This is a genomic window from Mesorhizobium sp. W016 (assembly GCF_054719485.1).
On the sequence record NZ_JBTTIF010000002.1, the window covers coordinates 4,455,603 to 4,470,298 of the forward strand.

Annotated in this window: 2 protein-coding genes; both read left to right on the plus strand. The window is 62.2% G+C overall.

Annotated features, from left to right (window positions below; genetic code table 11):
• Positions 1-704 precede the first annotated feature (704 nt).
• Positions 705-8,291: a hypothetical protein gene (locus ACYG9V_RS22215; protein ID WP_352763649.1), complete on the plus strand. Its 7,587-nt coding sequence runs from the start codon at positions 705-707 to the stop codon at positions 8,289-8,291.
• Positions 8,288-14,665 carry a hypothetical protein gene (locus tag ACYG9V_RS22220; protein ID WP_352763647.1) on the plus strand — a complete coding sequence of 2,126 codons (6,378 nt, stop codon included), beginning with the start codon at positions 8,288-8,290 and terminating at the stop codon, positions 14,663-14,665. The genes ACYG9V_RS22215 and ACYG9V_RS22220 overlap by 4 nt, the downstream gene beginning before the upstream one ends.
• Positions 14,666-14,696: the final 31 nt, after the last annotated feature.

Genomic DNA, 14,696 nt, shown 5'->3' on the forward strand with positions numbered 1-14,696 from the left:
CGCAAGACGCGGAGTCCCGGACGCACCACTGGCCGTTTTGTCCTAGCTCCTCGAGTAGACGGTGACGACGCTTCAAAGCGAGATGAGCGCGGACCAGACTTCGCTGAGCAGTCTCGAGACGGAGGTATCGAGCCAGCGGGCCGGTCCCTCGGCATCTGCCGCCTCCTCAGTTCCTGCCTCGGCACCCACCCCAGCTTCGGCTTCCGCATTACCCTCCCCCCAAGGTCAAGTTTCACGGCATCCACCTGCGCGGAGCGCTGGGCGATGAGCTTGCCAACACCTCGGCAATTCGCAGGAACGAGCGTCATAAGCACATTGCGACCGGGGTTGCGCAGGACGGTCTCCATCGGTGACGCAGCAATACGAGCGAAGGGCTCAAAATCCGCATGGGCGGAGGCGGCTGGTGAGCGGACGGTCACCGGCGCACCGCCGTCCAGTTTTTTTGTTTTCTTGCGGGAGCACCTTTTCCCCAGGATTTTTCGTTCTCCCGTTGTATTTCTGGTCCAATGTACTTGCGTAAAGCCCGTTTTCGGAGTGTACATTGGTCGTCTGTCAATAGAAACGACTGTCATTAGTGCGCGGGGCATTGTCCCCGCACCCGTACGTTTTTGTCTGCGTATTTGGTTGAATCATTTTTATTGCGCGTCACGCCAGCTCCAACTGAGCGCAACGACGCTTCGCCAGTCCGAGCCCCGGGGGGCAATATGGTTCAGGCTTTCAAGCTTCACGGCGTATTCCAATGGCCGCCTTCGCCCGTTGCCTCAGAGGCGCGGGATGACCCAGCGCCCGGGTCAGTAGAAATTTGGTCCCTGCCGAACGAAGCGGGCTGGCGGCGGGCGCTCAGGTGGGTGCCAGGCTCGAGCCCCTCGTCACAGGAGCCGCTGACAACGGACCATGTCGGGGCAATTTCCGAAGCGTCGGCGGTCGATCATTTTGCTCTCGGAGACGCCAAAACCATAGCCGTCTGGATCGACGAGGCCGCCAGCAAGGGCGGGCTGACGTTCCGGGGCGCTCAGGTCATCGAAGAGTTCGGCGCGGAGGATCGTCTGGTGCTCCAACTGCCGCTCGCCAATGATGTCATCTACGGCAATTTACCCACCGGCAGCGACGAATCTTCGGCCGTCGAGCTTGACGCATCCGTTGAAGCAGGTGGAACGAGTGCAACCTACTCCGGTTTCCGCGTTTTTGCCGATGCAAAGCAGAACGCCCTCTTCGCCCTGCACCTCAGCCTTCCCCTGCCTGTGAGACAGGCGAAGCGCTCTCGCGCACGCGCCTTCCCTTTGATGCTACACTATCCGGCCAACGGCACGGCTCCCCTCGACACGCCACCGCGGATCGATCGGATGTTCGGCGGCTGGGTCGAGGACGACGGTACCGGCGGCACTGGCATCGAACTCAAGCATCGCATCGATCCGACAGACCTTTGGCTTGGCAATTTCAGTTTCTGCGAGCGCGGCGACGGCCATGACGACTACGGCGGCACATTTGCGATCTATCAAGATAGTACCGTCCGGCTCGGGGACTACTGGCCATCCAACGCCGCCTGCTTTGTGGCCGACGTCGTCAACACCTACGGGTTCGTCGTCAGGCCTGAGGACTGGCTAGGCTATTCCGAGAACGACCCTGCCGATCTAAGTCTGCGGTTCTGGAGCCGCGACGACAACGAGCCTTTCACCGGGTTGGTCTATCGGGTCCGCGTCGATCACGACCCCCGCAGCGGCAAGGGAGATACGACGAGCGACATTCGTCTCCACCCCGACGACAGCAGCGTCTTGCGGATCAAGCTGGCGCAGGAGCTCGAAGGCCGGACAGCGGGTTCGATGTACTTCAGCGCTGACAAGGACAGGCCCGAAGTCGAAGGCTGGCTACGGACCGGGACGAAGCTTTCCGCCGATTGCTGCCTCGCCTGGGACATCCAAAAGCAGTTCTGGAGCCAATCCCCGACAAACGACTGGCGGCCGACCGTCACGCTCCGTCTCCATTGGGCCGAGACATTGCCGGACTTCTCCGCAACGGATGTCGCGAAAGACGTGATCTTCGAAGCCGGGCTACTGGGGCCGGTGTCTTACAGCTTTGCACAAGTGCGCAAGGCACTGCCTGCCGGAGAGGCCGGGCTGCCGGCTTCATTTCTGCCCGACCTCGATATCTCGGGCAAGCCTCCAAGGGTCCGCTTCTGTCTCTACGGCACACCCATCGCGGCGGAAGCGTCCCCGGACGGCACAGTTTCCTGGGGCCAGCAGTTCGATCCTCGCGAACGTCCCACAAATCCTTGGCGCCGGCCGCCGATGCGGCTCAGCCTTGCCAGTGAAAAGGACCTGATCCGTTATACCAGCGACGGAGACGGTGGACCCGATCCCAAAATCGCGCTTACCGCGAGTGCGGTGACATTCTTTCGGCCACCAGGCGCCTCCCTTGGCCTCGAGCTATCGCATGATCCGAGCTGGCCGCCGACGGCGCCGAACGCGTCGCAGAGCTTTTTTGCGTCGTTTGCCATTCAAACAACCTCGCCGCGCAAATGGAGCGGTCGTTTAGGCTCGCTCGCGTTCGAATCCTCTGGAAGTTTTGTAAACGGTGGCAAGGATGGCAGGGGCGGCTACCTGCGCATTGGCGGCGGTGGAAGCCGCAATACCTACGGCCCTGGCGGTCCGCTGCTGATCTATCCGGAGGGCCGCATTGCCGCCGAACTCAGCCTGCCGCTCCCGGTCAGCGAGATCACACCGGTCACCGTCGATGTGCAGCGCTTCGATCGAAGCGGCAGGCCTGCACCTCTTCTGATCGATCTCGACCCCCAGAAGTCTATCGCTGCCGGCGTTGAAATTCCGGTCCAATACTGGTTGCAGGCGACCGAAACGCTCCTCCCTCGCGAGGACCGCCGGCTCCAAGCCGAAATCTTCGATCAGGCCAAGGACGCGCCGAGCCGCTCCTACGCCGTGCTGTCTGCGCAGCCATTTTCGGTATTCCGGTTTACCGATCAGCCAATTGCGTCGCGCGGCAACGAGGAAACAACCTCAGTTGCCGTCTACGACGGCGACGATCGCGGTTGGCAGTACAAGCTCGTGTCGCGCCATTATCGCTACAGCCTGCCCTTGCAGGTGATCGGCGAGAGCGCCGACAAGCCTCGTCGGCTGGAGATTCACGACCTGCCGGAGCACGGCGACGTCCAGACGGACGGCTCGCAGGCGCCTGTCCCCCGGCCGTTTGTCTGGAACGGCAAGGACGGGGTGATGGACGAAGCCGCCAGTGGGCTGCAGCGGCGCGCCGTCGAATACAAATTGACGCCCTCCGCCGAGCTCTGGATCGCGCCAAGCGATGTCGCGCGCGGCTACTTCATGCCGGAGGCAGCGGCCCACGACATCTTTACTCAATTCGGCGCGTACGGCATCGGCGCCGCACTCGCGTTTCTGCGCGCCGAATTCCTCTACGGGCTTCCCGTCGGCATCGATGTCTCCAAGGAAAGCTCCGTCGCGCGCGGAGCGCGGGTCGCCGAGATCGAGGCCCTAGTGGGCCGCCTGCTGGGTAAGGCGCATGACACCGGTGCCGATCCGCTCCTTGCACAGCGATGGGATGCCCTGCGCGAGGCGATCGCGCAGCGACCCGAGCGTCTCGAAATCTGGGCGCGCGATCTCGACTCCGACCTCGACTTCACACCGGCGCGTTTTGCTGACGGCGTTCGTTTCGCGCTCCGCGGCACTGCTCTTCATCGCGCACCCCTCATCGACAGCGGCGCCGAGGTGCCCCCGGAGGGCGCAGACGCCCATGGCAGATGGCCCCTCGTTGGAGAGAACGTCTGGCCCCCGGTCCTCGATGATGGGGTTCCCCCGCCGGCGCGTGACCCCACCCTGCTGCGCCATCATCCGAAAGGACTGAGCGGCGGAGCGCTGTGGCCGGTCGAGTCCCTCAACTTGTTCAACACGCTGCTGCTCTCGCCTGACTCCAGCGGCGGAGCGATCGAGCGCATTGCCCTCTCGCCGCTGGGCGGGGACTCAACCCAGAAGGCCGAATTCCTTGGCGGCAAGTTCGCGGTCATCAGCGAGACCTACAATGGACGCGTTCAGCGCCAGAAGGTCGAGGTTATCGGGCGCATCGGCGCGCTCTGGCATCGCGCCAAGCACGTCGTCGTTTTCGAGCGCACGGTAAACCCATCCGCCCAATTTGCACCGAAAGACGATCCCGAGGGGACGCGATCACGCCGTCCCATCCTGCGCAAGGTCCGCGAATATGTAGAACTGCTCCAGCCTGAGCGCATGTATCCCGACTTCGCCGCCGCCACCGCGCGCACTGCCGGGTTCGTTGACCGGGTACGGTTCAATTCGCGCATCATCAACGTTGACAGCGCCTGGTCGAGCGACGTTGATCAAGACAGCTGGCAGGTCCCGCTCTGGAACAAGCTCGCCGCGCGCGAGCGGCCGCAGGTCTACCCAATGCCGGACATTGCCTTCGTCACGGTGGCGGAGGGTGACGGCGATAATCCGGTGACGGCTCAGGAATGCCTCGATCCGGATCAGCTCTACTTCTTTGCCGACTTCAAGGTCGACACGAGCGACACGGATCGCTGGGCGCCTCGTCTGGGCATCGATTACCCTAACATGCCGGCAGCGCAGGCGATCGCCGACGAGACCGATCGCAAGCCAGCGAACGCGCCCGGTTCGTCCAAACCAGGCGCACCCGAACCGCGGCGCCCCCCCGTCACGCGAATTCTGCCGGGCCTTCGGCGCTTCACCTGGCGGCTTGCACCGGCGGCACAGAAATCGGCAATCAATGCCGGGCGCGCTGGGAAGCCGCTCTATGTCGGGCTCGAAAGTGTGAGCCTGATGCGCGCCACACACCGAGACGAGGCGAAAAAGGGGTTGAATGCCACGCTGCAAAGCGCCCTGGGGTTCACCCTCGGCCAGTCGAATGATGGCCTTACCTATTGGGCAGTCGATGGCACCGGCGCCGGCGGCCTCGGCGGCGCCGCATCAACAATCGCGGATCAGGTAAAGGCGGTAAAGGGGCTCGACCCTAGCAGCGCCGCCGACCTTGCTAAGATCCAAAAGGCTGTTGACGCGGTCCTGCAGGGGATCGACAAGAAGAACCTAGCAGCTCAGTTCGCACTGCTGCAGCCGAACATTGATCCGGGCAACGTGGCCAACCTGGCCTCAGGCCTCAAATCCGGCGCGCTTTGTCAGAAGCTCAAGGACGATGCGACGAGCACCATCAAGCGCAAGGAACTGCTGGTGCGTACCGCCGTTGCCGACTGGGTAGCAGGGATCGATGCTAGCCTCGCCAGCGGCCAGACAACCACTCCGCAGACGAAGTCAGACCTGATTGATGGGTGGACGGACGACATCGTCCGCCAGGTGCGCCCGCTCTTCAGCGAGGCGAGCCAGGACATCGCAAAGATCGACGAGGGAGTCGAAAAGGCCCGCGCGATCGTCCTCGACGCCGGCGACGAGATCGATGCGGTCTTTGCGCGCGCGCGCAGCCGGCTCGAACAGTTCCGCGCCGGCTACGACGAGTCCAAGCCGTGGTCGCCGGCAAGGCGGAAGGCATTTCGCGCAGGCGCCAATGCGGCCGTCGCCGGAATAGTCGCCGACGTGGATGCCGCCATCGACGAGGCGGCAAGCCGGCTGGCGGTCGAGCTGGGAAATGTCGGCCAGCAGATTGCCGGACATATCGCCAAGGCACTGCGTCAACTGCAGGTCACGGAGGACAGTGTCGTTGGCCAGGCGTCAAGGCTCGAGGGGGTTGCGCGGGCACTGCTGGGTAGGGTCGAAGCCGAGTTGTCCGGACTGCTCGACAGCGCAAACGGTACCAAGGGCAAGCTGAGCGATCTCATCGACAAGGTGACCGCTCATCCCAGCTTCAATCCCCCGCCGAAGAACGCAGACATCCAGAAGAAGCTGCTCGACGGCCTCTCTGCCATCAGAACAACTGCGGATGTCGGGGGGCAGAACCTCGCCAAGGCCAAGGCCGCCGCTGCGAACATGGACATCGCGATTGACGAGGCGGCAGCCGACTTCGACCAACTGCTCACCGGCCTCGGCCACACTCTCAAGAACGTTGCTGCGGACGTCGAGACGGCCGCCCAGAGCCTTCTGACCGACGCCGCAGATCTCGCTCAGGTCGGCGCCGACGATCTGAAAGGGGCGTTCGGTGACCTTGCCGGCGAGATCTCCGACGTCCTCACAAAACTGGCAACCAGCGTCGACCGGCAACTGGGCAGATTCAGCACGGCGACAGACGCCGTCGTCCTGCCCATGCTCGACCAACTCGGTCATGAGCTCGACGTCGCTCACGAAAAGCTGTCCATCATCCCCGGCGTGATCACCGCCATTGCCGACGATGTCGATGACATCCTCGACGAGGCCCAGAAGGCTCTTTCGCCAAATGGCCTGCTCGAGTCGGTCATCCACCCAATGATCTGGGACGTCCTCCATTCGCTACTGGAGGCCTTCCCTGAGCAACTCGTTGTCGCTCCCGACACCATACGTGCGCTTCGGCTCCAGCTGCAGCTGCTTGCAGACGACATCGCCCAGCGCATGCACAATTTTGCCGGCTCGCTTGGGGACGACCTCGATACCCTCACCGACGCCTGTGCTGCCATATCGGAAGGGGTTTCCGACGCCGAGGACTACCTCAAGCAGATCGTTCAGCAGAATTTCCTGCCTGACTCCGTCCTGGACGCCTATGGGGCCCTCGAGAAGGCGTACAATGACAACTTCGAAGACGCTCAGCAGTTGGTCGAAGCACTCAAGCTCTTCGACCATGACATCCGCGGCCTGCATAACGATGTGTCGCGCGTATTCGAGACGGCGAATGCGTATCAGCACCGCGTCTTCGATGCAGTGTCGAACCTGACCCATGGCGGTCTCTCCGCTGCCCCTTCAAACTTGCTCAAGCTCTATTCGGCCGTCACCTCTGCCCCCGAGCTCGCTGCCCTCAAGTCCGACATCGACCGCATCCGCTCGACCTTTGACGAGTTGGGCGACATCATCAAGGTCACCGAGACCAACGCGATGTTCAATCGCCTTGGCGACGAACTCAAGGCGCTCGGCCTCTCTATCCCGTTCGACCAGATCGGCGACCGGCTGCTGCCTGCCGACCTGTCCAGGCTCGATATCGGAAGCGTCTTCCGCAATTTCGGTGGCGCCAAGCTCGATCAACTGTTCAAAGGCTACAAAATACCGGCCGGCGTTCGCGACGCCGTCAAGATCACGCACGATTTCGACAAGAAGCAGTCGCGCGCCTGGGTGCAGGTCGATATAGCAGCGCCCTTCCCCGGCAGGCGAAGCTTGTTCTCACTGGGCATCTTCAAGGCCGACTTTGTCGACATGCTTCTCACAGGTCGGGTTCGGCTTGAGGCATCGAGCGATCAGGACAAGGTTGCGGTCACCGGCTTCGGTCACATCGCGACGACGCTCGACGCCGTGGTCGGCGGACAGTCCATGGTCAAATTCGAGAAGTTCGGTCTCGAGTTCACCAAGGAGAAGGGACTCGACGTTCAATTCGACCCCAAGAACGCGAAGCTCAATCCGCAATTTAAATGGGTCCAGGATTTCCTCTCGAGCCTGTTCCCTGACCTGGGCGGCGGACTTGAATGGATACGCGAAAACGGTATTCCAATCGGCATCCAGCACGATTTTGCGATCCCGCCTCTGTCGCTGACCTTCGGCACAAGCGGCATCTCCAACATCTCCATCGAAAACCACTTCAAGCTGATCGCCTTCCCCGACTTCCTGATCGCCGACCGCTTCAACCTGTCGAGCATCGATCGGCCGTTCATCTTCTCGATCTTCATCATCGGCGGCACCGGCTATCTTCAGATCGAGACCGAATACAATCCGATCCGCGATCGACTGATGGTGCTGGTAGAGGCGGGCGCGGGCGGCTCCGCGCAACTCGCTTTCGCAGTCGGGCCGTTCATCGGGCAAGTCTTCATTACCGTTTCCGGCGTGCTCTCCTATCGCAAGCTGCTGAATGGACCAGGCGGCGGGTTATCCATCTCGATGGTGTTGGTCATCACCGGGCAGGTCGATGTGTGCGGCATCGTCACCGTCGGCATCACCCTGATGCTTCGGATGTCCTACCGCGACAACGGCCAGGTCGACGCCGACGGGACGCTGACCGTGACGATCCGCATTACCCGCTTCTTCAAACTGCACGCCCGAGCCCAGGTCAATTACAAGCTTCGCGGCGGAAAATCGGAATCGTCTTCCAACACAAGCGCGGGCGTCAGCGGGGCGGCCAGGGTCGCGCAGGTGCAGAAGCTGGCTGACGCGGCCAGAAAACTCGAGGGGGCGACGAAATGAGCGTCAGGCCAATTATCCATTGCCTGGTCGAGCGCGAGCCCAGGAGTTTTCATGCCGGTGACGTCGACGGTAAAACGCTCACCTTCTCAGTCAATCTCTCGCTCGAAGTGCAGGCACACGGCGAGCTTGTGGACGACGAAAAAGAGGCCGAGGATTTATTCCAAAGCTTCTTCTCACAACTGCCCAGCGTGAGATTCTGGTCTTGGCACTACAATCCTCTAACGGGGCTGAATAATCCCGAGTTGCTGGACCAGGTCTCCGACGCGCCTGTCGATCCGAACGCTTTTCACGGCTGGCTAGTGGAGCGTAAGGCGTTTGCTGAGGGTGACCGCTTCTGGACGACGGCCGAGGACAACGATCCCGATGCAGCTGTCGATGCCAGTAGGACAACCGCATTCTTCAATTCACATGCGGTCTCGTCATGGAATGCGCCCATCGGGCACAGGATCGGCGTCACGCACCTGGTGCGGTTTCCAACCGGCAAAGATGGAAACCTTATCGTCCTTCCCTATTTCGCCGACCCAACCGAGCCACCTCAATTCGACAGGCTCGTCGGAGCCCAGGCTGACTTTTATTATCGACCCGATGCGCAGTTTCCCTCCTTCGCGCGGACAACCATTTTCGAGCCCTGGAAGACTCGCGATCCGCTAGATCCGAATGGGCCGACTCCGATCGTCGATCCTGATATCGACCTCAACGGCTTCCTGAGACTCGACACCGACGCAGATGCCCTCAGCCGCTATCTTGCCAATTTCGAAGCGAAGGCCGCGTCGCTGCTGGCAGCAACGACTGGCCTGATCTCTCCCGACAGCAATCTGGATGCGTTGGAAGCACGGATCGGCATCCGCAACACGGGCACGAACACGGTCCCAATCTACGACTGGGGCGGAGCGGTCTGGTATACAATGGCCCGTCTCGTGGGTGCCCTCGACCCCTGGATCATCTCCCTGATGCAGCCGGGCAAGGTGCCAAACGACGTGGGCGGCGATGTCCTCGCGCCGCTCGCTGTGACTATTCTCGATGCCCTCGACGGCATGCGCACGCCCAACACGCCGATCCCCGACTACGAGCCCAGGCACATCCACGCGGCCATCCGGGCAGTTCTGGCGGCCAGAAGTGCGCTGGTACGCGGCAGGCTCGTCAACGACCCCGAAGCGCTCTCGCATGCCCTTCGTCACGTCTTCGGCATTTCCCCAGCACTGACCAACGCCGACGCCAACAAGACGGCCGTCGCCGACCAGCCCGCCGGCGCACTCGTCTCCTTGTTGCTGGACGCCTATCACAGCAACCCCGGAACCGGTGTCGCCGATTCGCGCTCCTATGCCTTCCTAGGCGCTTTGAAGCAGCCAGCCGCCGAGATCCTCAGCGTGGCGCTGACCGATCTTGAACAGCAGTTGCACGACGAAGCCGGGGCAGAACGCGCGCTCGTTCGGATTTTCGAGGCCTGCGAGTTTGCGTCATCCGCCCCTCCCGACTCACCTGGGACCTTTGCCTCGGAACTCGCAGAGGCCCTGGCGGCGCTATCCACCGGAGGAGTCGCCGCACCCGTCCTTGCCCCCGCGATCACCGAGGGCTGGCGTGCCTATCGGGATCTGCTTGACGGTCCCTATAACGGCGCTGAGGCTGTGCGCCGGGCCGCTGCCGCCGCGGCGACGCGCGAGTTGCTCGCCGTCGCGAGCAAACCGCTCAAGGTCGGGGACCTTGAGAAGCTGGTCGGGGAAGCCGACTATCATCGTCGGCGCTTTGAGGGCGAGGACGGTTCGCGCTACCTCGATTTCATCGCGAAGTGCCTGGTTGTTCCCGCAGGCCGCCCCGCGCCGCCCGACTTCACGTCAGAACTTGAGGCAACCTATGGATTTGCAGCGGCCTCGATTGATCTGTCCGCTAACGGCCGATTTATCCCCGACACCTTTCCTCGGCCGCTGCCCATCCAGACCGCATCCGGCATCGACGCCGATGGGCTCGATCAGTTCGCTCACACGTTCAACGGAATCTGCGTGGCGATCCGCCGCCTCGATGCGGATGAAGCCAGCTGGGCCTACGCAAATCTTGCCGACTTGATCTGGCGTCCCACGGCCAATGCAAGGCTTATTCCCGGCGCACTACACCCCGTGTTGCCGGCGGTTACGGATGGTCGTGGAACGATGTTCCTTTCCTACGAGGGGGTGCCCTTCGCCGACCAGCCGGATCCCGGGGCCCTCGGCGAGGGCATGCAGCATGACGTCGCCGTACCGTTCTACGCCGTCTCGCTCCACGATTTCGACCATGGGGGGGCCTTTGAGCTCCTTCCCACGCTCGCCTATGGGCGGAACTTCCAGAGCTTCAGTTTCGCCGTGACCAACGCCGGCACCGCTCCGCTTGGCCTGCAGTTGGATCCTAAAACACCGTGGATGCCGCGCGAGGATATCGCGCCGCTGGCAGATGGCACGGGTACGGACCAAAACGGAAAGCCGTGGGAACCACCAACCATCCTCGAATATGAGTGCAGCCGGCGAACCGCCATCGCCCAGACGGCGATCCAGGAAGTCCGATCGCCCCAATCGCCGGCCCGGTTCGGACAGGCCATCACGGCGGTCTATCCGCTCTGCAAAGACTATCCGCGGATCGGTCTGGTCGCCTCGACACGTGGAAACGGCGCGATCGATCTGTTTCGCGACAGCGACGGCGTCGGACGCATGGAGTTCCCGAAGGACGCCACCACAGGACCGAGATGGGTCTTGGATGGATTAATCGCTTCCGGCAAAACCGGCACCCTCCACCTGCGCATCTTCGATCGCCCCGCAGACGGACCTGATGACACCGGCAACACCGAGTTCAAGTTACCCGAAATCTCCCAGGCCTATTCCTGCCTCGAGCTAAGCCTCGCCGACGAACCGGTCCCCGTAGGTGCCGCGATTGGCACCGAGCCGGTTCGGCACCTGCGCCTGGTTGTCGATGGTGTTGAGTTCGGGAGTAAGATCATTCCCTTCGGCGAACGCTGGTGCTGGTTGCGCCTCGTCCTCGAGAATGGACCTTCCGACGCGGTATCGACCTCATTTGTCGATCCCGACGGACATCGTCCCGCCGGCAAGGCGACTCCGCTTCTGCTCCTTGCTCCCGACACCACCGACATCTGGACGCCCGGTCTGAGCAACCAAGTCGAGGAACGCGTGCAGACACCGCGGGTGGGCTTCGCCGATTTCGCGCGGTGGATGGCAAACATCGATCTCGCCAAAGTGGCCGGTGCCGGCGTCACGGATGAGAGCTTCGGCGATTTCCTGTTCCTGCTGACCCTTGCCAACCGTTTGCGCCATCTCGAGCCAAAGCTGGGGCCGTATCTCGATACGCTTCCGGATCCGGCCGTCCAAAAGATCGTGCTCGAATTGCAGGCTACCGACAGCCTGACCAAGATGCAAGGAACACCGGCCACACTGACCCATGACGTTCCGAGCGTCGGCACATGGCTCGCCAAGTGGCTGGTCAAGAACGCTCTTCCGTCCAAATTGGCCACTCCCGAAGTCCTGATCGAGCAACTCCTGAAGCCGCTCAGCGACGACTTTTCGTACAGCATAGCGTTCGGACCTGGTCGAGATCTGTCGTTGGAAGAGTCACAGCCAGGCGCCTACGTGGCCTCCGTGCCCGCAGGCCACGTTGCCCGGTACGGAATGTTTGCCCTGGTCGCCGAAGGCCATTTCAAACCTCAAGGCAAGCATCCAGCCGTCATACATGAAGGGTTGCAGCAATACGCCGTCCGCCGGATGGGAGGCTACATGGGCTTCGACGCCGGCGCCCGCCAGATTGAGGCGATGTACGATGGCGTGACCGAACTGACCCACGACGACAACCAGATCGCAATCGATCTCGCATCAACGATGATCGCGGCGCGTCCGGTGCCCGATACGCGCCGATACGACCTCGTTTCCGCCGAGACCATCGTCCCCGAACTCCGCGATTATTGGCGGCTCATCGCCGAAGTCGATGTCACTACCCAGCGCTGGCGGCCGTCGGGACGGCCGATCTATCATCACATTGCGCCACGGCAGCACGCAGCGAAGCGATACAGGGAGAGCCCGCACCCAGCGTTGCCGCTCCTCCCCATCGCGGACACCGACCAGACGTCGTTCGTTGAAATCGAGCGGTTCGAACGAGAGGCCTTCTTCGATCGGCCGGACTCGGATGCGCATACCATCACGCAGCGCCTCGAGCCTCTGCCGACCTCGACAGTGTTGCAGGAATTCCCGTGGGATCCGGTCGGTGCGACCTATTGTCGTCACCGCTTGACACTGCGGACGCGTTATGCCGGCGCCCTTCGGGACAACCTCGTTGCTACAGCCTGGCGGAATGAAGCTAAGGATTTGCCGACCCGATCGCATGTCTGGCCCATGCGTGTCGCGATGCTGGCAGACAAATCGCGACTGACCCTGACGCGCCCGCAACTGCGTGGCCTGATTCCCTTGACTGTCGCCCCATCCGGCGACGAACGCGGCCAGATCGCCCCGCCCATTGCGGCGGTGCTGCAGGAGCCGCCCTTTTCCCGCGGTGGGTTGGCGGATCGTGTCGCCTCCGAAATCCATACGGGCTTCGGCTATGGTTTTGACCAGGACCAGCACCAGGACGACCATGGCTTCAAGACAGTCAAGATCCAGGATTCGCGCAAGGAGATCGGTCCCAATCCGCAACTCGACTATCGCCCCCTCGACGCCGACAGTGCGCGAAGCCTTGGGCTGCGCGGGGAAGGCCCGCTTGGCCTTACCTTCGATTCCATCGACAGTTCGGCTCCTGCCTTGCCGAACTCGATGATGATGCTGCGCCCATTTTCGTTCGATGGCGACGAACCGCCGCTGCAGGAAGCGCTGCTTGGCGTTGCAATGCGCCGCTACATCGATCCCGAGTGGCTTGCGGGTGTTCCCGAGTTCAGCGACAGTTCCGCCCGCGCAAGGAGCCTCCCCGACATCACGCGCTGCTGGTGGATCGAATTCGACGATCTAGGAGGCAAGCTGTCCTATTCCAAAGGCGGCGACGGGAGGCTGACCGACATCCTCCAGATTGTCCCCGCTGGCGAGCTGCTGAGCGTCAAAGTCTGGAAAGGACCGATCGACAGCGGCGTGGGTGCAGGTGACGATCCAGTCGAGATCGGCCGCTTCCACGTTTCCAAGGGCAGCAAACCGACGATTCTCCATCAGCAGATCACTGCCGGCAACTTCCTCGTCTCGTTGCTGGTGCAACCTGAATCAAGCCGGACAGATGGCGGCGAAACGAACGTGCCAGTGACGCTGTGCAGTTTCGAGTGGTCGTTGCCGCGAGAGACAAACCATGCGCCGTCCGACGTGGCCGATCGCGCGCCGGTACAGCTCGAGCTAGAAGCGTTTGGCCACAAGATTACCGTCTGGGAGACTATGGCGAGTGGCCCCACCCCTGTGCGCTGGACCCAGATCAACCGCAACTTCGACTATCTGAATGTCTTGGGCAGAGACACCGACGACACGCGGCCGGGAGCAACTCCTCTGCGCGCCGATCTGCTCAAGGCGAAAATATCCGCCAATGAATCCGTCGAGTTCTCGACGAGCGGAAACGAAAAGTCGGCACGCTTGTGTGCGTCCACGACCGGCAATCCCTACCCTGTCCACGTGCACCGCCATCTGGCGATGATCTCTTCGTCCTTTTTCAAGGAATTGGGGCGGCCGGTTGAGAAATTCCGCAGGGCCGCCCTCTCGGTAGGACCGATGGCCCGCTTCACCGAAATGCTGAAAACGTCGGAAAACGCCCTGCGCGTCATCGAGTTTGAAACGCCCGCCGCTATCGTTTGCGCCAAGAATGTAGCTGCGCCGCCGATGTACAAATCCGCGTATTTCGACCTGATCTCGTCGGGCTATGCGAAGGACGAGGCGTTGCTTCTCTCGCTACGGTTTGTCGGGTCGACCGATCATCTCAGTAGCTTCGCCGGGCTGGGGCTGCGACTTTCTCAACCAGGCCTCGACGAAACGACCATCTCGCACACGATCGACACGCGCCGGTCTCCTGTTTCGCTGTATGCCCTGGTACGGGGTGGTCAGGTCCAATCATGGATCGTCTACGACACCGGAGAGAGCGTCGCTGCGAAGCCCGTTCTCAGCACCCTTCGCCTAGATCTGAGTGTCCCAGGGTTCTTTCTGGATGTTGTCACTCCAGACGAGTCGCCAGAGTTCTGGGCGGACGTCTCACTTCTGCACGGAGCAATTGCGACGTCAGCCGATAATGCCGGCACCGCAATCGGCTTCGATTTCAATTGGCTGTTTTCGCCTGAGGCGGCTGGCGAACCCGCATCGCTCGTCCTGCCGCGCGCGCTAACGGAAATGGTCGAAGCGCAGGCCAGGATCGTCAGCGTCTCTCCGCCAATACCGATCGTGGCCAACTAGGAACATGGGCGGCGCCGACACGATTCGCAAA

Coding starts and splice junctions, on each gene's coding strand:
- ACYG9V_RS22215 (WP_352763649.1), top strand. CDS start 705: ATGGTTCAGGCTTTCAAGCTTCACGGCGTATTCCAATGGCCGCCTTCG.
- ACYG9V_RS22220 (WP_352763647.1), top strand. CDS start 8,288: ATGAGCGTCAGGCCAATTATCCATTGCCTGGTCGAGCGCGAGCCCAGG.